Here is a 22,978-nt window from a genome sequence, read left to right as displayed (position 1 = left end):
AAAGTCGTTAGAAAGCCCCAAAGCGAAGGCTTTGGGGCAAGCTGTTACTCCACGTTTGTTGCTATTACCGCTTGGCTTTGGGTATCTTGCAGAATACTTTGCATAATTGCGCCGTTGCCTGCCTGCATCATATCTGGCATCAACATTTCCTCATGTTTACCAACTCCCTGATAGGTAATGACCTCGGCGTCTGATGCTGCATCCCAACTGGTTAGACGAGCAGCTTCTGCATGTGCATTTTGCTCGACGATAAAGTGCAGTTTTGCGTGAACCTGACCTAGATTTTTCACTTCATAACACCAATCGATATAGTCTCTCGCTTGTGCCAGTGTATGCTCGTGTACCGTATTTGAGCCGGTGTGGCGGGCGAAATGTGCTTTTAACTCTTGCTCAAAGTGCGCGAAGTCTTGTTCCCGCATTTTGATTGTTTCGGTGATCCTGAATGAGTCTAAGATCACTACATCCCCGACACGTTGACCTCGGCTTTCCAGCTCCTTAGCAATCTCAAAGGCTAAATTACCGCCAAGGGAGTATCCAAATAGGGTATAGGGACCATGAGGTTGAATTTGCATAATTTGGTCGGCATAGTCGCTAACCTTAGTGCCACTTTCGAGGTAGTTAAAAGAGATCACTTCAGTGTTAGGCAATGCGTCGGCAAATGCCTTGTAGACGATGCTGTAACCACCCGCTGGCGGCAGTGCAAATAAACGACTAGATTGACCCGCATTGAAGATAAGGTAAGGGGACGCGCCCGTTTCTTTTCCTGTTACTACATCTTCAATTGCACTCGCCATGCCATGTAAGGTTGTAAATCTAAATAGCTGATTAACTTCCATTTTGATGCTGAAGGCTGATTGGATCCTGACCATTAGCTCAATCAAATATAAAGAGTTACCGCCGAGGGCAAAAAAGTCATCATGAAGACTAATGGATTTTTGCCCTAGCATATTGGACCAAATCTCAGCGAGCTGCTGCTCAAATAAGGTGGCAGGCGCTACGAATGCTCTTACCAACTCAGCGACTTCAACCTGTGGCAATGCCGCCGCATCGATTTTACCGTTACTCAGTAATGGAAATTGATCAATGGCAACTAGCTTACTAGGTACCATATAGCTTGGTAGCTGGTTCTCTAACTGTTCGAGGACAAATTCAGTACCGACCGCAAGCTCCGACTCAAAGTAGGCAATTAATTGGGTTTGCCCATGTACTTCTATTCCTTTTACATAGCTTCGCTTAATTCCTGGGATCTGGTTGATGCTAGACTCAATTTCTCCTAGCTCAACGCGGTGACCTCGTATTTTTACTTGGTTGTCGATACGTTGCAGAATATGTAGGTTTCCGTGTTTGTCCCACTTACCTAAATCACCCGTTTTATACACCCGTATGGTGCTATTTTCTGATACGGGAAGTTGAATAAATTGACTGGCATTTTTCTCTGGATTATTGAGGTAGCCAAGGCTTACGCCTTGCCCTGCAATTGCAATTTCGCCGACTGCGTTACTCGATACCAATCGGTTTTGCTTATCGAGCAAGATAAGTTGCGTTGCATTGAAAGGCTTGCCGATTGGCACTGTCGTACTGGTTTCTAAGTACTGCTCTGATTCCTCAAAGAAGCTACTGTCTATGGTTGCTTCAGATGTGCCGTAGGAGCTAAATAGTCGAGCATCTTCTTGTAGCAATCCTTTGAGTGCGCGGTATTCAGCGATTTGCCATTGCTCAGAGCCAACAATCACTCTACGTAAGCTGGTGAATCCAACCTGACTTTGCTTTGCGAATAAGATGAGATTACGAACCACAGAGGGCACAAACTCAACCGTATCAATCTGCTGTGTCTCAATGAGGTCATACAACACCGGCATGTTCAGCATCATATTTTTAGGACACAACACTAAGTGCTTCGCATTGTAAAATGCGCGCGCGAGATCGCCACAAAACACATCAAAGGTTGGGCTGGCCAATTGTAAATGATGAGAGGTGGGTGCTAAATCAAATTGGGCTAACCAGTCCACAGCGATCGTAGCCCAGTTTTGATGGCTGACCTGGACAGCTTTTGGCGTACCCGTAGAGCCAGAAGTAAAGACAATATACGCGATGTCATTTGGCTGATGATTTAACGCCAAATTGTGCTCGCTGATTTCATCTCGTTGGCTTTGGAAGCTTTCCCAAAGTAGTGTAGGGTGATCTGATGTTAGCGCTTCTTCGCAAAGTAGAAACGCGCAGCGACTTTGCTCAAGCAACAGTTGCTTGCGTTCATTGGGTTGCTGCGGGTCAATTACCACAAAATGATGACCTGCTTTTAACGTAGCGATACAAGCAACAACTAATGCGATAGATTTTTCAAAATGTAAGGCAATCGTTTGACTAGGTTGGTTATCTAGCTGCGAATTAATTAGTCGCGCCAACTGATTTGCCTGACCGTTCAGTTCGCAATAGCTCAAAGTAGCAGCCAGTTCTCCAGCATTTGCTTCACAGGCAATGCTAAGGGCAGGAAGCTCAGGACTATGTTGCGCCGCATTTTCTATTTGGCTGACCAAAGTCGGTAATGCAGGTGCGTTTTGTTGACTTTCAGCAAATGTCGCCAAGGCATCTATTGCGTCTGGACTTGTTAAGGCAAGCTCCGAAAGTGGCCGATTTGGACTATCAACGACCATTCGCGTCAGTGCGATATAGTCCCGAGCCAGCTGCGCTATCGTTTCGGTTTCGAATAGATCGGTATTATATTTTAATGTGCCTTTGAACACGCCATTTTCTTCATAGGTCGAAAGCGTAATGTCAAATTGACCTTCTTCTTCAGGCAGTTCCATGAATTGCATAGGAAAGCCCTTATAGTACGCGACATTATTTTCATCCATATGCGATTGCTCAACGCGGTGATTGAGCATTACAAACATGACCTGAAATACCGTCGAGCGGCTGGCATCATGTTCAATACCAAGCTTATCCACTAACAGCGCAAACGGATATTCTTGGTGATCTAGTGCGTTGAGGGTAATGTCTTTCACCTGCGCTAAAAGCGAAGTAAAGTGCGTTTCAGGATCAAACCTTGCGCATAGCGGTAGGGGATTCACAAAGTAACCATAGACGTTTGAAAACTCTGGATTTGTACGACCGGCCACGGGACTGCCAATAATGATCTCATCCTGCTGAGTATATTTATGCATGACTGCGTAATAGATGCTAAGCAACGCCATGAACATGGTGGACCCTTGTGCCTTTGCAAGGGTATTCAATGAAGACGTGAGGGCTTTATCCAACTCAAAATGATATGAATCACCAACGTTGGTGAGTACCGCAGGTCTAGGTTTGTCGGTTGCAAGGTCTAATACGGGGATCTCAGCAGGTAAGTGATTCTGCCAAAACTTATAGTTTGCCGCGCCGCGTGGAGAGTGAACAAAGCGTGTTTCCCAATCGACAAATTTTTCATAGCTTGACGTTATCTCGCTGAGTGCTAACGGTTCACTTTTTGCAAAATGCGCATACAGTGACTGCATTTCATCGATAAACATGTAATTTGACCATGCATCTGAGATGATGTGATAAATCGTCACTGCAAAGTAGTAGCTTTGATCATTCTGCTTATACAAATACAGTCTAAACAGCGGGTCGTGCTCAAGGTCGAAAGGCTGTTCATTGTCTGCAATCATCATAGGTTGAATATCTTCCCAAGACTTACCATGTACATCAATGACTTGCAGTGCATCCTCGCGATGAGTCCAGACTCTTTGATAGGGTTCGCCATCTTTAAAGAAGAAGTTTGTTCTTAACATTGGGTGGCGAGCAACTACAGCACTAAGGGCTTTTTTCAGCGCGTCGATATTCAGGGCACTAGGAATGTGCATCGCGCCGCCGATATTGTAGGAAGCGCTACTTGGGTTGAGTTGATTGATAAACCAAATCGCTTTTTGTCCATAGGAAAGTGGGAATTCAGCTTCCACATTGGCATCAGATACGATAATAGAGTTAACCTTGGTCTCGGAAACCGGCTGAACCTGTGATGTTTCTGTGGTTATGACTTCAAAGCCAAGCGACTCAACGAGTTTGTCATTAAGCTCTATACTTAATTCGTTGATAGATGCACCACTTAGAAGGCGTACAATCGTTAGGGTTTCACCAAAATGGGTGGTGATCTTATTTCTCAGCTCTGTTGCCATAATAGAGTCAATACCGAGATTACCGAGCGATAGATCTAATTCCACTTGCTCTCGTTTACAGCGTAATACTTGGCTGACAGCATTAGCGAGATGATCGGCAACAAGCGGTAACCGAAGCGCGCTGTCTGTTTGCTGGTATAAAGGAGCAAACTCTTGCTCTTGGTGGCTTTGCTTGTCGTTTTCTTGGGTAGCCAAGTGACTAAATAAACTCGGCTTTCCTGCATACCAATTGGTTACTTTGGACCAATCGGCGTCACACACTAAGAGTTGAGGTTGATCTTGGTCTAGAATACGTTCAAGCACAGCCATCCCCGCACTTGGTGAGATGCAGTTCATGCCCCTTTGGTCCTTGTAATGTTCGGCGAGACCCAACTCTTCAATCATACCAATAGCCCAAGGACCCCAGTTGATACTCAGCGCCGGAAGACCCTGATTGCGACGGTAGTGGGCGAGGGCATCTAAGAAAGCATTGCCAGAAGCATAGTTTGTTTGTCCTGCGGTAGTGACTTGAGCCGCGACAGAGGAGAAGAGTACAAAATGTTCGAGGTCAACTTTACTGAGTGCTTTGTGAAGCATCAACGCACCAATCGCTTTGGTGTCAAACACACCGTCAAATGCTCTGGTATCCATATTGCCAAGTAAGGTGTCATTGACGATACCAGCACAGAAAAATAATCCGTTGATCGGTGCTTGTGCACTTAGATGATAAGACTCAAGGGCCGCGTGAAGTTCACGCTCTCGAGTTAAGTCTGTCTGCCATAACGAGACATTAACGCCCTGATCCTCAAGGTGTTGAATAAACCGAACGCGATCATAGTTACGGTCGCTTGAGGTAAGTTCTGACCAACTCTTACGCTCAGGTAATTGACTCCTACCAAGCAAAATGAGGTTTCGTGCACCTCTATCGACGAGTAGCTGACAAACTAACTGACCGATTGAACCAAATGCACCCGTGATCAATTGTGCTTTATGGCTTTGCACGCGAGTTGGGAAGGCGGGTTGAAGTGACGTTGCCTGCTCTAAACGAGCAACATAGGCCTGATTTTCCCTAAAAGCAACTTCCCCTTCTTGGCGGTCACTTAATAATCTGGCTGTGATATGTTCGGCATCATTTTGGCCATCAACATCAATGAGGCCACCCCAATTATCAACCAATTCTTGCTGTGCGAGCACTCGGCTAAATCCAGTTAACGAAGCGGACATCACCGCGGTAAGTTGCTCGCTATTAACGAGGCTAGCGTTACGTGTTACCACGTAAAGCGGGAATTTACAGTCTTGTTCCACTACGGTTTTGGCCAGGTTCAACAATGAATGCAGCGAATGACGTTTTTCTCTTTGCAGCTGAGCAAGAGTTAGTGATTCTATTGCGCTGTTATCTAGACTAAAGCAATGCACAACGCCACGAATTTCTTGTTTGCCCAAAGTCTCGATAAGTTGTGACAGGTGATCCCGTGAATCGGGAACTAGCCATGCATGACAATGGTCTCTGTCGATATCAAAATATTCTCCAGATTTAACGATACAGCTAGAGTGGCCAAGCTTTGCTAAACGGTCGGCTACCTGTTCAGCTGTTCCTGATTGATCTGCGAGAAGCACCCAACGACCCAATGTGTCGGTTTCTTGTATTTCCTGCTCTGGCTCTGCAAGCCAATTAACTTGGTAAAGCCAGCTATCTATGGTTCTGGTGGTGATCCCACTTGCAGCGGAGTCAACACTTTGCGCAATAAAGTTTTTGATAACACCAAAGACTTGACCTGATTCATCACAGAGGTATAAATCACCGACCGTTTTTTCGTCGTCACGATGAGTGATTTGGGTATAACACCAAAAGTCAGTATTGTTCTGCTCGCAAAGCAAGATCTGCTCTAGCATCACAGGTAAGCGGATAGAAAATTGCTGAGCATTAGCACCTGCAAGTTCCGTAAATACTAACGTTTGGAAGCATGCATCTAATAGACTTGGGTGTAGGGTAAATTGTGCTGTTCGCTCAAGTTGAGTAGGCCAAGAAATCTTGGCAAGCACGCCGTTGTCTGTTGCCCAGATCTGTTCAATGGCTCTAAAACATGGACCATATTCGTAACCAAACTCTTTTAGGTGTGCATAAAACTCATCGTGCTGCTGTGCGCTGGTGGCAGCACTACGAATAGCATTGAGATCAATAGGCTCAGCAAGGTTTGCGCTTTGTACTCGGCGGATTGTCCCTTGAACATGGCGGGTCGTCTTGCCATCTTCAAGGCTTACCACTTTAAAATTCGGTTCATCATGGTGCAAAATGAATTGCACATTGGGTGCATGTTCATTATTCAAAAATAACGCTTTATCGATGACAAACTGGTCGAGTGCATAGCTACCATTGCCCCAAGTCTCTTTGGCTGCAGCATACGCCATTTCAATAAAGCCAGCAGCAGGGAAGAGGGTATTCCCTTGGATTTGGTGACAGCTTAAAAAACTATCGCGATTTGTGTCGGTTACCGCGTTCCAAACATGTTCAGCTTCACTGCGTTTACGGCCCAAGAAAGCATGGTTACTTTGCCCTAAACGCACTTGATTAAAGTACTCAGGCTCGGTCCAAAAGCGCTCTTGCAAGAACGGGTAAGTTGGCAAAGTAGTGAACTTACCTCGACCGTTTATGGCTGACCAATTTAATTCAAAGCCTAAACCAAATAGTTGAGCTGCAGCGTGGTAATAGGTGTGTTGTTCGTCGGATTTACGGCGCATACTCGAGACGACAACACTTGAGCAACTTTGTTCTTCTGCTGTTTCGGCAATAGATGCGCCAAGCACAGGGTGTGGACCTAGTTCCAAAAATGCTTGATAACCTTGTTGTAATATTGCGCGGGTGGCATCAACAAAGCGCACGGCTTGACGGACGTTGAGCCACCAATAGTTAGCATCAAGCTCAGGTCCCTCAGCAAGTGTTCCTGTTACCGTTGAATACAATGGAGTATGTGCGGTGTTAGCTTGAATACCAGCTAAACACTCGAGCAATTCGGCCTTTATCGGTTCCATAAACTGGCTGTGGTAGGGCACTTCAACGCGGAGAAACTTGCAAAACACACCCGCTTCGCTCAGTTGTGCTTCAATACTGTGTAATGCATTTTCTTCACCTGCGAGGGTGACAGAGTTTGGACTGTTTACCGCTGCAACTTCAACTTGGTCGTTGAGATAAGGCGTGACATCACTGTCAGAAAGTCCTACCGCCATCATTTTACCTGTGTTGCGGCATTGATGTTGTAAACGGCTACGATGGACTACGATGGTGCAAGCATCTTTTAATGAGTAGACCCCAGCTTCATAAAATGCCGCCGCTTCACCGGTACTGTGGCCAACAATGGCATCAGGCGAAATGCCGTGCTGACGCCACATTGCTGCAAGTGCGACTTGTACGGCAAAGTTTGCCGTTTGAGCAAGCCAAGTGTATTGCATGTTTGACGCTGATTCATCGGCAAGCATTTCATCAACCAATGACCAATCTGTAAGCGCTGACATATAGCTATCACACTCATCGATCATCGCTTTAAAAGTTGGCTCTGATTGGTACAGCTCACGGCCCATTGCCCACCATTGCGGCCCCATGCCGGTGAAAACCCACACGATTTTTTGCTCATCTTTTTTCAGTGTGCGCAATGTACTGGCCGCAGCAAATTCAGCATCATGACTTAATGTTTGCAGTTGTTGTTGCAGATCTTCTGCATTTTTGAAACAAATTGCATGACGATATTGATGGTGTTCACGGCGCTCACCCAATGTGTAGATAATATCATTGAGTGATGCATCGCTGTCTTGCAAAAATTCATTATGCGCTTTGGCAAAGCGATGAATCCCGTGTTGATCTCTTGCACTCAATGGATAAAGTTTTAGGCCATTCTCATTTGCTGGAGGTATTGATGGCACTTCTGGCGCAACAAATTCTTGAATAACCGCGTGGGAATTGGTTCCACCGAAACCAAAGGAGTTTACCCCCGCAACGGCTAAACCTTCATGCTTAGGCCAAGGTGTAAGTTTAGTGGGGATCTCATACGGCGCGTTGGCGTAATCAATCTTAGGATTAATTGATTTTAAGTGTAAATGCGGTGGGATCTGTTTGTTTTGAATGGCTTTGACCGCTTTGAACAAACCAGCCATGCCTGCGGCTGCCTCGGTATGGCCAATATTGGTTTTTACTGAGCCAATGTAGCATTTATCGTCTTGATTACGGTTGATCCCAAGGAGTGTTCCAACTGACTTTGCTTCAATAGGGTCGCCAACAGGCGTGCCTGTGCCGTGCATTTCAATGTACTGCACTTTACCGGGGTCAATATTCGCTTTGGCATAGGTTTCTTTCATCAAGCGCAATTGGGCATCGCCGTTTGGTACCGTGATCCCTTGTGTTTTACCGTCTTGATTTACACCGGTGGCTAAGATCACCGCATGAATTGGGTCGCCATCCTTAATCGCATCATCTAAGCGCTTGAGCACAACGACGCCAGCGCCTTCAGCACGGACATAGCCGTTGGCGGAGTCGTCAAAAGCATGAGAAAAACCAGTCGGAGATAAGAAACCGCCTTTAGACTCGGATACAGTATATTGTGGTGCCAAATGTAATAGCACACCACCTGCGAGCGCCATATTACTGGCCCCGGTTTGTAGACTTTTACAGGCCATATCTAACGCGACAATGGAGGAGCTACAAGCAGTATCGATTGACATGCTGGGGCCATTAAAGTCAAAAGTATGAGAGATGCGATTAGAAAGCATCGTCATCATGACACCCGTCGCAGTGTGAGCATCAATGTTATCAAAATCTGGGTTAGTGAATTGCATAATTTTATAATCAAGCGTAAACCCACCCATAAAAACACCGACCGACTCTCCTGCGAGTTCAGATGGCTTTTGCCCACCATCTTCCAACGCTTCCCAAGTTACCTCCAGCAGTTTACGTTGTTGAGGGTCCATAAACTCGGCTTCACGAGGCGTGATCCCAAAAAATGCTGGATCAAACTTATCGATATCATCGATATAGCCACCCCATTTTGAGCTCAACTTGCCTTTATTCGCTTTTACAGACGAATAATGAGTATCGATATTCCATCTCGATTCTGGGGTTTCTATGATGCAATCGACACCATGTTTAATATTTTCCCAAAACAATTCAGGACTATTCGCGTGACCTGGGAAACGACAACCCATGCCAATAATTGCTATCGGTAGCGTGTCGTTTTCGGGGTGAACAGAGCGTTCATTTTCGATTGCCATAATGCATTCCTTGAAGTTATCTATTTTCTATTAATTAGCGAAGTTGCAGCAGTTCATCTTGAGCGGTTGAGTGAACATGAAGCGTAGGGTAGAGCAGGCGTTTATAGATGCCGTAGTAAAGCTGTTGAAGCTGGATTAAGTCGGATGTTGTTGTGTGTTCATCTATTTGATGAATGGTTTTGTTCACCAGTCCGAGTTCTAGTACTGAGGTCGATATTTCAGCAATAAAGCGGCCATCCGACGTTCCCCCTGCGGTCGATAGTTTTGGTGTGAAATGACATTGACTGTTGATTTCATCGCAGACGATAGCGAGGGATGGAGAAGAGATCTCATCATTATTTACGCAGTAATAGGGTTGGCAGGGGTTGCTGGTCGTTAATGCATAATTGAGCGTATGTTCTTCGATGGCCTCTCTTACCAGCTCGACCAATTCATATTCGTCGTATGCGGGTGTATAACGGATATTAAAATTTAGCTGACATTGGCTTGGAATGATGTTGTCGACAAAATTTCCTGAATTTACATGGGTGAATTGCAGCGTGGTCGAGTCAAAGTTATCACAGTGCTTTGGCCAATCCTGCGACAATAGTGCTTGCATAATATTTTGCGCCAAATGGATGGCATTGGTCGCTTTTTGAGGGTAAGCCACATGTCCACTTTTACCATGTAAATTGACGGTAAAAGACAAAGCGCCACGACGACCGACTTTCAGTGTGTCTGCTACATACGCTTCTGAGCTTGGCTCTCCGACCAAGGCAAAATCAAATGCAATACGCTGCTGTTTTAAAAAATGAGCGATCCGCTTGGTTCCGTGTTCCGCTTCGCCTTCCTCGTCGCTGGTGAGTAGCAACCAAAGCTCTTTTTCCGGTACTCCAAATTCTGTCACTAAAGCCTCAATTGCACAGAAAAAGGCGGCAATAGCGCCTTTCATATCAACAATACCTCTGGCGAAGAGACAGCCATTGTGTTCTGTCAGCTTAAAAGGGTTAAACTGCCAATCTTGTGCACTTCCTGCCGGTACTACATCGGTATGACCAAGAAAAGCAAACCTAGCGTCACTATTGTTACCTATACTTGCTACTAAGTTACTCACATCACGAACAGGCAAGTGCTTGATTGAAAAGCCCAAAGCCCGTAACTCTTGTGCTAACCACAGTTGACACCCAACATCATCCGGCGTGATTGATTTGAATGCGACTAACTGCCGTGCAATGTCAACAACGCGGTGGCTGGCATGTTCATCCTCTTCAACACCTTGAAACTCCTCATGTAGAGCCTCGATATCCTCTAGCGCTTCAGAGACAAGTTCGTAACAAGTGTTTGAAGAAAAGTCATTCATCTCAAAAAACCTTAATGCAGAAGTATGATAAATAGGCAATTAAAAGCTCGTTTGTGCACATTTTAATTACACTGTGTTCACAAGTTGCGTATTCAAACATCGAAATTCTTTAGATGCTAATGATTTTATTTTGACTAAATTAACCTAAATAATTTCATTGTTGTTTTTTATGGACTAATTATTTTTGTTATTTACAGTGCTTTTTATCTGGTTTTTATATTTGAGTTTTATTGAATTAAGTTTGGTGTAAATGCTCTATGTACTAATATTCTGAATGTCTGAAAAATAATTCCTCTTAATAATCAGTAGTGGGTTTTTATTGCTTTAGCTATGTCTTGTGTTATTCGGAATTAAAAAAGTTATGGTGTTTAGGATAATGAAATTGTGAATTTTTAAATGGTGCGAGTTTATTGTGTAAAGCAAGCTATTAAGATAAATGGAATTAACCTTTCTTATCTCTCTTTGTTATCGTTGTGATGTTTTATATGTCAATTTATTCTAATTAATGAGAGATCCAAAAGGTGTGTATTTACGTAAGTGGGCAAGATTTTTTTGTGATGATGCTTTAAGGTTGAAGTTGTTTTTATAAATTTAATGAATTTATTCTTGAGTTGTCATATTTAATGAATAAAATAGCAAACGCTATAGAGTTTTTATTCAATATTTTGATTACTGTTACAGTGTCTTGCTGTTTTTTATCTATAGCGCTGACTTAAATTAAGGATGAAAAATGAAAAAGCTAATCACCGCACTCGTTGCATTGACTGCATTGTGTGTATCTGCTCAAGAAGTAGAAGAGGCGAAAGCCCTCGTTACTCAACAAAACATTAAAATTGTTGCTATTGGCCAAAGCGGCTGGGATCCAATTTGGAGAGAGCCTACCTGTAGCATCCAAAAAACGGATGAGGATGCTGTTGGTAATGCTTACATGATCAGTCATTACGACATGTGTTTATGCCAAAACAGTAAAAAAGCGAGCTATCTAATTGAAGATACGCAAAGCAACCCTAAGCAAGCTGCGGTTATTTGTTACCTAGAGCAGTAATCTAGTCAACAGCGGCAGAGCAAAGTACTTGCACTTTACTCTGCTTTTATCACTGCTGTTTCCTTTAAGTTCAGATTAGCTAAATTAACTGACTTTTTGCTTCGGTGTGCTAAATAACCTGAGCTGCGGATAATTAATGCCTTTCTAGCAGCCAGTTTTAGCGCTAACTGCGTTGAATTCACTTCCAATAGCCAGCTATTGGTGCGTAAATTCGCCTTGTTTTCCCTAAAACTCTCTGGCTAGACAAGGAAAAACTAAGTTGTGCTTAAGCAACAATGAGTTGGAACACTCCTTATCCAAACCTCAGGTTAAATAACTTACCTAACTTCCAATCGAACTTTACAGCGCTGACTGCCGTTAAGATTAAAACAATCCCAAGCGTTTGTAGTATCGAAATCGTGTGCTCGAATGCAATAAAATCTACAAACAGCGCCACGACCGGATAAATAAAAGAAAGAATAGCAATTAATGTGGTGCTTAGGCGTTGGAACGCGTCATACATGATCACATACATAAACCCTGTGTTGACGACGCCTAAGAATAAGATATTACCCCAGCTCGATGAAGTCTCTGAGAAGTGTGCAAAGTCAACCCAAGGCAACAAAAATAAGCCACCAAAAAAGATTTGGATCACAGCAACCACACCGGATGGCACTTGGCTTACCTTTTTCGTCATCAGCGTTGTAATGGTATACAGAAACGCTGCTCCGAGCGCCAGTAGCAGACCAAAAACGGCTTGATTGCTCTCTTGTGCAAAAATAACCGCGACTATTTCTTGATAAGGGATCCCAACAACCAACCATAACCCCAGCACGGCGATGGCCAACCATAAAAGGGTTGCTTTACTTGGATACTGACGATAAAGCACCGCACTTAATAATACCAACATTAAAGGTTGTAGATGATATGCGATAATTGAAATTGAAAAAGGAATATAGTCGAACGAGGCGAATAACAGCACCCAGTTTCCGACCAGCGCGATACCGCCGAGCAAGATGGTCATAAACACGGGACCTTTAAATACCTCTTTTGTCAGTTGCTTTGTCACGAGCACGTATCCGAGAAGGCATAACGCGCCAATAACACAACGTAAAAATACCACGTTCCAATAGGATTGTTCTGCACTGACGACAAAGTATCCTATGGTGCCAGATAGCACCATAGCTATTATCATCTCTATTGAACCTTTCTCTTTATCTGAGCCAAACATTGTTCACACCTTGATATATTCAATTCTATACTTGCATATTACTTAGGGTTTGCCGTATTACTAATAGACAATAAAAGGCTAATTTTTCTAATTTCCTAAAAATGAAAGGCAAAAATGCGAAAACTAATTAATAATGAAAAATGGTCGCTTGATGCGATAGATAGCAAGCTTATAAAGCTGTTAGAAAACAACAGCCGAGTGTCCGTTGCTGAAATGGCTCGTGCTGTGAATATGTCTTCACCGAGTGTGAATGAGCGCATGAAACGTATGGAAGAGTATGGGGTAATTAGTAAATACAGTATTGAATTAGACCCAGAAAGCTTTGATTACCCGCTGACGGCGATTGTGCGTATTCGTCAACATCCCGGTAAACTAAAACAACTTGAAACGATGATCCAAAACATTCCTGAAGTGATTGAATGTGACAAAGTGACGGGAGAGGATTGTTTTTATGTGAGGCTGTGTTTTGAGAGTATGCCTAAGCTAGACGAAATTCTGGATAAAGTCTCGACGCTGGGTGATACCCACACATCGGTGGTGAAATCAACAATAGTCAAACGCAGAAACGTGCCATATCAGATCCGCAAAAGGTAATCGCTAAGCATGGCGAGCAGTAAAGTTTTGACGGGATCAGCAAGGCGCAGCTAAACGTCAACAAATTTATAGTTTGTCACACTTTTTATAGCAATCCTGCCATCAATCTGGTTTTGAGTATGTTAGTATCCGTGCAGCAGTTTTTTACGAGATAGATTATGTTTCAACCAGTTAGCCTCTTTGTTGGGTTAAGATATAGCCGTGCTGCGAAAGGCAATGCATTTATATCGTTTATCTCATTTTTCTCAATTGCGGGTATCGCCCTTGGCTTAATGAGTTTGATCACCGTCAGCTCAGTGATGAATGGCTTTGAGCAAACCTTAAAAGCCGCCATGCTTGATTTGATCCCGCATGTGCAAATTAAGGAAAATGAGCAACTTGATCAAAATAAATTACAAGCCATTGAAAATCATCCATTGGTTAAGCAAGTTTCGCCATATGTTGCAAGTGACGTAATTCTACAAACCAATCAAGATTTGGTGGGTGTGCAACTTCAAGGGCTATTTCAAGGGTATGAAACTGCGTTGGATGACGCCATACGTGCCGGCAGTTTAACTCGATTGTACGAGCAAAAATACCAAGTGGCCCTGAGTCGCTATTTAGCCAATAAACTTGGCGTAAGCGTTGGTCAACAACTCCGCGTGATCATGCCTGAATTCACCACATACACACCGCTTGGCCGCACACCGACGCAGCGCTTATTCACCGTTGCCGCTATATATGATGGCCAGAGCGAAGCTGACACTTATTTGGCATTTGCCGACGGGAAGAGTTTACAGCGGTTAATGCGCAATAAGCCAGAGCAATACGACCTTAACATTCATTTATATGATGCTTTTAGCCTGCCAGATTTTTATCAGCAAGCGAACAGCTTGTTACAAGGGCTCGAGACACAGGATTGGCAAACTCAGCAAGGCACATTGTTTGCGGCGGTTGCAATGGAAAAGCGCATTATGTCGCTATTACTTGGCCTTATTGTGATAGTGGCTGTATTTAATATCATTTCAGCGCTATCTATGATGGTGAGTGAAAAGCAAGGGGAAGTGGCTATTTTGCAAACGCTTGGCTTTACACCACAAATGATAGCAAAAGTGTTTATGGCGCAAGGGATGTATAACGGCGTTTTTGGCACACTCATTGGTGTTGCTGGTGGATTATTGCTGTCGAACAATATTAATGAGGTGCTCCACCTCGCAGGCCTCCAGTTGCTTGGTGGCGCTGAACTTCCGGTCAAAATAGAACTAACAGATTTAACGATTATGGCAGTGGGCAGCATATTGCTAAGCTTTTTAGCAACCTTGTATCCAGCTAAACGCGCGTCGAGTGTGCTGCCAGCAGAGGTATTAAGATATGAGTGATTTAGTCATTGACTGCCAAAATTTGGTCAAAAGCTACCAAGATGGTAAAGCCGAAGTAACGGTATTAAAAGGCGTTGATTTATCTGTAACCCAAGGTGAAATGCTTGCGATTGTAGGTAGCTCAGGATCAGGTAAAAGTACTTTACTGCATATTCTAGGTACCTTGGATAAAGCATCCACCGGCAGTGTAAGAATCAAAGGTGTGGAAGTTGGCAAGCTGTCGCGTAAAAAGCAGGCGGAATTTAGAAATAAGCATTTGGGTTTTATCTATCAGTTTCATCATTTGTTGATGGAGTTTAGTGCGGTTGAAAACGTGGCGATGCCCTTATTAATTGCCGGTAATAAAGCAAAACAAGCCCGTGAAAAAGCATTACATATGCTCGATAAAGTGGGCTTGAGTCATCGTGCTGATCATAAGTCTTCAGAGCTTTCTGGGGGGGAGAGACAGCGTGTTGCGATAGCAAGAGCACTAGTGACAGAACCTGATCTGGTGCTAGCTGATGAACCAACTGGCAATCTTGATAAGCATAATGCTCTGAGAATTTATGACTTGCTGGCCGAACTCAATCAGCAGCTAAAAACCAGCTTTGTTGTTGTAACACACGACTTAGAGTTGGCAGATAAGCTTGGTCGTGCAGTGCAACTGGACGATGGCAAAGTAGGTGTGTATCAGCATGCTTAGTTATTTTTTAAGCAAACGCTTTAGAGAGTCTAAACGTCAGCTTGGTTTTATTGGTTTTTTAACCCGTGCTTCTACGCTTGGTGTAATGCTGGGTATGGCAGTATTGATAGTTGCACTTTCTGTGATTAATGGTTTTGAAGAACAATTAGAGCAGCGGCTGTTGTCGGTGGTGCCGCAAGTGAGTTATCAAGCACCTTACGACCCTATTCAAGCGTGGCAGCAAAAAGTAGAGCTCTTGGAGAGTCAGCGTGGCGTCGTAAGCGCAACGGCTGAAATTAACTTAACAGCCATGCTGCAATACAAAGGCACCTTAAAAGCGGCGCAGTTAAAAGGGATCGCACCGAATAGGCACCATACGGTGTCGAGCATAGGTGATTTTATAAAAGGCGCGGAATTAAAAGCACTAAAACCGGGTGAAGTGATCATCGGCAAAGGGATAGCTGACAAGCTTGGCGTCGTGGCTGGCGATAATATCCAGCTCTTGGTTGCTAACAAACATTCGGATAATCCACTCGCTGCGCCAAAGCGATTAACGGCGACGGTGGTGGGGCTTATCGATATGGGCGGGCCACTTGACCAAACATTAGCCTTAGTGCCACTTAACGCACTGCAAGAGGCGATGGATTTTAGAGAAGACCAAGTAACGGACTTGCGTGCCAAGGTGAGTGATGTGTTTCAGGCACAGCAAATTGCGACATCAGCGGGTAGGGCATTACCCGATTTAGTGTACGTATCGTCTTGGTTTCGAACGCAAGGCGGACTGTATCAAGATATTCAGATGGTGCGCACTATCGTCTATCTCGTGGTATTTTTGATCATCGCTGTAGCGAGCTTTAATATCGTCTCTTCTATGGTGATGGAAGTAAAAGAAAAGCGGGCGGATATTGCCATTTTGAAAACCATGGGTGCACAGGACAGTACGATTTTTTCGACTTTTGCGCTACAAGGTGTGACGTATGCAGGGATAGGTGCATTGCTAGGCACTGGGATAGGCATTTTTATTGCTATTAATATTCCAGATATTTTTAAAGCCTGGATCAATATGAGTGATAGCAATCCGCTTGAAGGCGTCTACTTTATTGAATACTTACCGAGCAAAATTATTTGGACAGACATTTATATCAGTTTGGTCACGACTTTTGTTATGGCAGTCGTTGCAAGCTTATATCCCGCTTGGCAAGCCACCAAAACGGATCCTGCCAAAGTACTGGGAAATGGGTAACACCTAAAACCGTAGGTCGGCCTTTAGGCCGACATCTAATGGGCCGACATCTATGGCCTGACATATCTACAGGCCGATACGCCCATTCATCATTGCATGGCCTTATCTCATTTGCCATGACACACGCACCGTAGGTCGGCCTTTAGGTCGACATCTTTAGGCCGACATCTAATGGGCCGACATCTTTAGACCGATAACCAGCCTCTTACAAGCTTTGAGCGTAATGATAAAGCGCTTTTAAGATTTGCATATTGCGCTCATTACCTTCATTTTCTGCGACTAAATTTTCAAGCTCCAGCATAAAATCTTCGGCTGAAATTGAAGGGTTATCTTCATTATGCATCAACTTGTTTTGGCAGTATTTACGCCATTTATCAAGTTCTACAGGTGAGAGCGACTGTGGCCAATTTCTTGCCCGATAGCGAAACAGCAAAGTGTTAAATTTACCGTCTTCAAAATCCAGTTCAATGGTTGCCAACTCTTCAGGCGATGCATTGCGAATGATTGCAAACTTGGCTTTATCGGCTTTGCTAGTGAAACCATCGTAGAGTTGATAATCCGGGTTACTTGGTTTCTCGAATCCCTTTTCATCGCTAAAGACTTCTGCAACCTTATCTCTTAGCTCTGGACGTGCTTTAAGATACTTTAAGTTTTCCAGGCATTGCTCGCGGTCAATTCCAAGCCTTGCTGCGTTTTCGGGCAAGAGGGTCTTAGCCGGTGCTACCAGCGGGCATTTATTGATATGTACTAGTTTTAATCCGACCGGTAGCTCATCTTCACCCAATTCACTGCGTTTTGTATAAAGCCGTTGTTTGAGTGCCTCAACGTCAAGGTCATTCAACACCTCTGGCGACTGTGTTAAATCAAAGCAGATCACGGCATTACTATTGATTGGGTGAAAGCTCATCGGCGCAATCCAAGTTGTGCAACCTTGTTGTGCCGGAAACATAGAAGAAACGTGTACTAAAGGCTGCATATTGAAAACGTCGATTAGGCTCGACACCGCTTTTTTATGTCTGTGATTAAAGTAGAACTCATACAGTTTTGGCTGTTTGGTTTTAATCAGTTTAGCCAGCGCAATCGTTGCGGTAACGTCACTTAGGGCATCGTGGGCTGCACCATGCTCAATGCCATTGGCGACGGTTAAGTGTTCGAGTTTAAAACTAGGGTTACCGTCTTCACGGGTTGGCCATTCAATGCCTTCAGGGCGAAGCGCATAGCAGGCTCTAGCTAGATCAATAATGTCCCAACGGCTATTGCCATTTTGCCATTCACGTTCATAGGGGTCATAAAAATTACGATAGAGGCTATAACGGGTCAGCTCGTCATCAAACCGAATACTGTTATATCCAGCAACGCAGGTTTGCGGTTTGGCAAATTCCGCGTGGATTTTTGCCATAAACTCGGCCTCGGTCAGGCCTTTTTTTAGTGCTAACTGTGGTGTGATCCCTGTGACCAAACAGGCTTGAGGGTGCGGGAGATAGTCGGGCGCTGGTTGACAATACTCAATCAGTGGCTCACCAATAATATTGAGATCCAGATCCGTTCTGATCCCAGCAAACTGGCTTGGCCTGTCTTTTTGCGGCGTCGCACCCCAACTCTCGTAGTCGTGCCAATAGATAGTCGGGATGTTCTGGGCATTATTTGGTGTATCTGATTGGTTTGTATTTGTCATAAAATCAAAAAGTTATTCTACTGTTTTTGTTTGTTTTGGTTAATCATATTTGTCGTGATGTTATGACGACTGTGTATATCAGTTCACACCAGTGTGTATATCGTGATAACTAAGCTGTTTGCCGCTATGCGGATACATATGACTAACGATAGATAGGCATTATCGCATAGAGGCGCGCTTAGAGTAAGGCGTAACCATGGCGGATTGTGTTATTAAAGCAGATCAAAGCGATAATTGGGGAAGTGACATCACTTATTGCTTTATCAAGCTGTCCAATTATCTATTGAGCAATCACTAAATCGCGATTAAAAGCGCTTTCTTTGAAAGTTTTTCCACATAACAACCGTTATAACTATCAATAGGGTTGAGACAACAATCAAGACATTAAAATTAAGTGTGTGGTTTTCGCGGGGCGTGACTAGCAAACTTGCAATGGTGCCGCCAGAGGCTATCGCAAAGTGCTGTATCGCATTTTGCAAACTAATAAAGGTACTGCGCTCTTCTGCGTGAAGTGAGGTTATAAGTTCTGTCACTAAGATCATAGAGCGGGTAGCGCTTGCAATCACAAACAGGGTAAAAAGTCCTGCTGCAAAAATAACTGAACTTATCGTAAAGCCAAACAATGCCGCCAATATCATCAAGCCACTAAGAAAGTAAATTAAGTATGAGGTTGTGTGATTGTTTAGCTTACGTCGAGCGTATAGCTGAACTGCAATAAACGAACACACACCACTTAACAAATAGCATGCGCTTAGCATTGGGCTTGAGATGTTAAAGTTGGTAATTAGCATCACCGGAAATTGAGTTGAAATTGCAAATGTACTTAGCACCACAAAAAATGCGATGAACAGAGCGTATTTAAGGGTTTTGGTCGGGTTAAATGTGTAGCTTGGCATTGGGTTGCTATCGCTGCTTTGCGAAGCTTGCTTTATGTTTGAGAGGAATATAAATGTAAATAATAGCGCTGTAATGGCTAAGCCACTTCCTAGTATCATGAACCCCAACTGCCAGCCTTGATTTGCTGTGATAAATAATAGAGCAGGGATCCCAATTGCCAAGGCGAGTGGAAAAGCACTCAGCAGTATCGCGGTGTCTTTTTTCTTGTCGTTTTCATGGCTTAGCTGGATCACCAAGTTGAGATTGAGTACTACCAGTGCGCCACCACAGATGCCAGTTAATGCACGTACGAAAAGCAGGGTATAAAAACTCTCGAGTGCTGAAGTAAGCAAGGTTAACAATGTGGTTGCTGACAGAAAAATAAAGACCTTGTATTTCTCCTTTGAGAGGTTGCCTGAACCACGCACCCATAAACAAGTGAAAGCAGCGGCAATTGCATAAGCTGAAACCAGTAGTCCTGAATTTGATGGGCTGGTGTTTGAACTTAGCGCCATTTCTGCACTAAAGGGCACGATGATTAATGCATCTAATGCGATTAAAAAGTGGATGACAAAACATAACCCAAATTTCGCTTTTGGGCTTGCTAAGGTGGTCATTGAAGCTGAAAACATGGACATCCTTAATAGATATAAACAAAGAAGTCTTGATTGTATTAGCCTTTATTAGGTAATAAAGTGTCCATTATTGAATTGATAAACCCATATTTTGGGCTAATAAAATGATTGATCAGATTGACCCTCAGTGGCTTAACAGTTTCCACTGTGTTTATGAATGCTTAAGCTTCAAACAAGCGGCAGAGTTTCTGGATATCCCGACCTCCAACGTAAGTCGTCACGTCGCACTACTTGAAGAAAAGCTTGATGCAAGATTGTTGGAACGAACGACAAGACGGATCTCAGTGACAGAGGCGGGTGAGCAGCTTTATGTGAGTACCAAACCGTTAATCGATTCACTGTCGGATGCGTTGCGAGAGGTGAGTAAACATGCCTCTACGCCAATGGGTCATTTGCGTATAATGATGCCCGATATCCCCATACTTGGCCAAGCGGTAGTAACCTTTTGCGCTGAACATCCATTAATTTCAATAAGTTGTGATACCAGCCTAAGTCCAAGAGAAAACCTCTTAGATGGCTTTGATGTCGTGCTCTACTTTCATCGTGGCAAGCTTGAGGATAGCAATTGGGTGGTCAAAGAGCTGGCTCGATTACCAAGCGTCGTGGTGGCAGCTCCTAGCTTGCTAGAAAAGCATACTTCGCCGTATAGATTAGCTGATTTACAGTCTCTTCCTTGTATTTCAACCCTTACCGCCGTAAACGGTACGCCTTGGATATTTACCACCAAGGAAGGAAGATTAACGACGGTGAATGTAAAATCAAACTTCAGAGTCAACAGTGGGTTTATAGCTAAGTCTGCCGCGCTATCTGGGGTTGGGTTTGCAATCTTGCCACTGAACTCCTGTAAGGCAGAAATTGAGTCAGGCGCGCTGATACCAATCACGTTGGAGCAGCAACCGGAAGATCTTGTGCTTTATGCGTTCTATGCTGGGCGTAAACATCTGGCCAAAAAAATATCAGCGTTTTTGGCACATTTAGAACGCGCGCTACAATGACCATCTATTGATTTCTACTTTAATCCAAATCACCATTGATCGAATCTAGTAATTCAATAAGTGCTTGTGCTTTTTGCTCGTCGATACTTGGAAACTTACAGCGGATCTGCTCGGGAATTGTGGCAGCTTGATGTTGCAGATCATGCCCCTTACTTTGTAGTTTTACCACTCGTTTGCGCTTATCTTTTTCGTCTTTAACGATTGAGAGCAGGGCTTTGTCAGTCATTTTCTTTAAGATTTGCGTCATAGCACCGCCATCGATGGCGGTTTTCTCTAGTAACTCAGCAATGCTGATTTCATCTTTCTCCCAAAGTGCCATCATCACCACATATTGAGGGTAGGTTAAGTCGAGCTTTTGTAAAGATGCTCGGTAAGTACGGGCAATACCATTGGAAGCCATGTAGAGGCGGTGGCAGATTTGAGCGTCTAGTTTTAGTTGTGGGTAGTTCATCACATATTCCTGCAAAGTAGCTAAGCTATATTTTAATTTGTACACAAAGTATTTGCAATTCTAAAAATTTGATCTTATTATTTTGTGTGCAAAATAAATGTTTAATTGATTTTACTTCATCTAGAGTAAAGCCTCGCTGCGTTAGGGTGTAGGTGAGTACTCTACAAGCACAAACTTAGGAGAACGAAATGAAAGAACTACAAAGTATTGCATATACGGCGAAAGCAACTGCCACAGGTGGCCGAGAAGGTATGGCAAAGTCTGATGATGGTCGTCTTGATGTTGCACTTTCGACACCAAAAGGCTTAGGTGGTGATGACGGGCAAGGGACGAATCCAGAGCAATTGTTTGCAGCAGGTTATGCGGCGTGTTTTATTGGCGCATTAAAATTGGTGGCAGGCAAAGCAAAGGTGAAGTTGCCAGAAGATACACATATTAACTCTGAAGTGTCTATTGGGCCAATTGAAGGTGGCTTCGGGATTGCGGTGAAATTGGCGGTATCGGTTGGCGACTTGGACAAAGACACGGCGCAGTCACTCGTTGAGAAAGCTCACGAAGTTTGCCCATATTCAAATGCTACTCGTGGCAATATCGCGGTTGAGCTTTCAGTTATTTAACTAACCTGAGGTTTGGATAAGGAATGAACTAACTAACTGTTTTTTAATCACCTTAAACTATCTTCTTACCTAGCCAGTGAGTTTTGAGGATAACAAGGCGAATTTACGTACCAATAGCTAGCTATTGGAAGTGAATTCAACGCAGTTAGCGTTAAAACTGGCTGCTAGAAAGGCATTAATTATCCGAAGCTCAGGTTAACTCACTCAAGCGACCCAAAGCCAGCGTATTGTGACGCTGGCTTATGTGTGTTCTAACGGGTCGGTAACTTTAAAGCAGTGAATATCACCACCCGTTCTAAAATCAACACGTTTAACTTGCTCAACGATTTCCACCGTATTATAGCCATTGAGTAAACCAAACATTGCCGCTTGTTGGCCTGAGCCGATGGCATAAGATTGCGCTAAGGGTTCAGATTTATAGGTTCCCCTTTTTACACAACCATACCAAACGCCTTTTTTGGGGTGGTATTTTATGAATTCCAAACTCTCAATTGTATCAAACTGATTATTTGAAAAGTTGTGCTGCAAATTGTATATATCGCATGTTTGCCCGGTGCAAAACACTCTCCAACCATGATAATCAAACCACTTTTGGGCGTTATCGGTAACGATGATCTTGTCGGTAGTGGTTCTACTATCACAGGCTATTTCTGCTGTTTTTGCGTTATAGACAATGGTTGTCATTCCTTTTGACTCCTTTGAAATTACACTCGATGAAACTATGCAACGAGTGCAGGTAAAAATGCTGATGGTATAAAGGCTTGAATGCTAATTGAATGTTGCACGAGAAGAAGTTTACCTGAGGTGAATGTCTGCTTTCAGGCTAAGATTATAAGAATTTCACTATGTTATTCAATTGTAACTTAAGTGAACTTTCTTCAATTTAGCTTATT

At 43.7% G+C, this 22,978-nt stretch carries 14 protein-coding genes; 7 read left to right on the top strand and 7 right to left on the bottom strand.

Annotated features, from left to right (window positions below):
* Nucleotides 1–44: 44 nt before the first annotated feature.
* Complete coding sequence (locus tag NH462_RS19925) at nt 45–9,386, bottom strand: hybrid non-ribosomal peptide synthetase/type I polyketide synthase (protein WP_253107507.1); 9,342 nt, start codon at nt 9,384–9,386, stop codon at nt 45–47.
* A 34-nt stretch (nt 9,387–9,420) separates the two neighbouring features.
* The gene (gene dapE / locus NH462_RS19920; RefSeq protein ID WP_253107504.1) at nt 9,421–10,725 is read right to left on the bottom strand and encodes a succinyl-diaminopimelate desuccinylase; all 1,305 of its coding nucleotides are present in this window, start codon (nt 10,723–10,725) and stop codon (nt 9,421–9,423) included.
* A 730-nt stretch (nt 10,726–11,455) separates the two neighbouring features.
* On the opposite strand from dapE, the gene NH462_RS19915 reads away from it, so the two are divergent.
* Nucleotides 11,456–11,770, top strand: coding sequence for a hypothetical protein (locus NH462_RS19915; RefSeq protein ID WP_253107503.1), 315 nt, complete (start codon nt 11,456–11,458; stop codon nt 11,768–11,770).
* A gap of 292 nt (nt 11,771–12,062) precedes the next feature.
* Here the strand turns inward: NH462_RS19915 and NH462_RS19910 are convergent, their stop codons facing one another.
* A complete protein-coding gene (locus tag NH462_RS19910) occupies nt 12,063–12,980 on the bottom strand; it encodes a DMT family transporter (protein WP_253107502.1) in 918 nt (305 codons plus the stop codon).
* Between the two features lie 114 nt (nt 12,981–13,094).
* Between NH462_RS19910 and NH462_RS19905 the strand changes: the two genes are divergently transcribed.
* From NH462_RS19905 to NH462_RS19890, 4 genes are all read left to right on the top strand, one after another.
* On the top strand, nt 13,095–13,574 hold the full coding sequence (locus NH462_RS19905) for an Lrp/AsnC family transcriptional regulator (protein ID WP_253107500.1): 480 nt from the start codon (nt 13,095–13,097) through the stop codon (nt 13,572–13,574).
* Nucleotides 13,575–13,732: 158 nt separating this feature from the next.
* Entirely contained in the window at nt 13,733–14,932 is a 1,200-nt protein-coding gene (locus NH462_RS19900) for a lipoprotein-releasing ABC transporter permease subunit (RefSeq protein WP_253107497.1), read from the top strand.
* Nucleotides 14,925–15,614, top strand: coding sequence for a lipoprotein-releasing ABC transporter ATP-binding protein LolD (gene lolD, locus NH462_RS19895; protein WP_253107492.1), 690 nt, complete (start codon nt 14,925–14,927; stop codon nt 15,612–15,614). Before NH462_RS19900 ends, lolD begins: the two co-directional genes overlap by 8 nt.
* Entirely contained in the window at nt 15,607–16,836 is a 1,230-nt protein-coding gene (locus NH462_RS19890; RefSeq protein WP_010372518.1) for a lipoprotein-releasing ABC transporter permease subunit, read from the top strand. The genes lolD and NH462_RS19890 overlap by 8 nt, the downstream gene beginning before the upstream one ends.
* A 205-nt stretch (nt 16,837–17,041) precedes the next feature.
* Here NH462_RS19890 and sbcB read toward each other — a convergent pair whose 3' ends face one another.
* Both sbcB and NH462_RS19880 read right to left on the bottom strand, forming a co-directional pair.
* Entirely contained in the window at nt 17,042–18,511 is a 1,470-nt protein-coding gene (sbcB, locus tag NH462_RS19885) for an exodeoxyribonuclease I (protein WP_253107489.1), read from the bottom strand.
* Nucleotides 18,512–18,816: 305 nt separating this feature from the next.
* The gene (locus tag NH462_RS19880) at nt 18,817–20,019 is read right to left on the bottom strand and encodes an MFS transporter (RefSeq protein ID WP_253107487.1); all 1,203 of its coding nucleotides are present in this window, start codon (nt 20,017–20,019) and stop codon (nt 18,817–18,819) included.
* 107 nt (nt 20,020–20,126) lie between these two features.
* Here NH462_RS19880 and NH462_RS19875 point away from each other — a divergent pair, with 107 nt between their 5' ends.
* The gene (locus tag NH462_RS19875; RefSeq protein WP_253107479.1) at nt 20,127–21,017 is read left to right on the top strand and encodes a LysR family transcriptional regulator; all 891 of its coding nucleotides are present in this window, start codon (nt 20,127–20,129) and stop codon (nt 21,015–21,017) included.
* A 19-nt stretch (nt 21,018–21,036) separates the two neighbouring features.
* On the opposite strand, the gene NH462_RS19870 is transcribed toward NH462_RS19875, so the two are convergent.
* A complete protein-coding gene (locus NH462_RS19870; protein ID WP_253107477.1) occupies nt 21,037–21,468 on the bottom strand; it encodes a MarR family transcriptional regulator in 432 nt (143 codons plus the stop codon).
* A gap of 188 nt (nt 21,469–21,656) precedes the next feature.
* On the opposite strand from NH462_RS19870, the gene NH462_RS19865 reads away from it, so the two are divergent.
* Nucleotides 21,657–22,085: an organic hydroperoxide resistance protein gene (locus NH462_RS19865; protein ID WP_010372530.1), complete on the top strand. Its 429-nt coding sequence runs from the start codon at nt 21,657–21,659 to the stop codon at nt 22,083–22,085.
* Nucleotides 22,086–22,325: 240 nt separating this feature from the next.
* On the opposite strand, the gene NH462_RS19860 is transcribed toward NH462_RS19865, so the two are convergent.
* Nucleotides 22,326–22,769: a hypothetical protein gene (locus NH462_RS19860; protein WP_253107466.1), complete on the bottom strand. Its 444-nt coding sequence runs from the start codon at nt 22,767–22,769 to the stop codon at nt 22,326–22,328.
* Between the last annotated feature and the right edge of the window lie 209 nt (nt 22,770–22,978).

The sequence above is a fragment of the Pseudoalteromonas sp. OANN1 genome, from assembly GCF_024124685.1.
Lineage (GTDB): Bacteria > Pseudomonadota > Gammaproteobacteria > Enterobacterales > Alteromonadaceae > Pseudoalteromonas > Pseudoalteromonas piscicida.
This window is presented reverse-complemented; position numbering and strand designations above follow the sequence as displayed.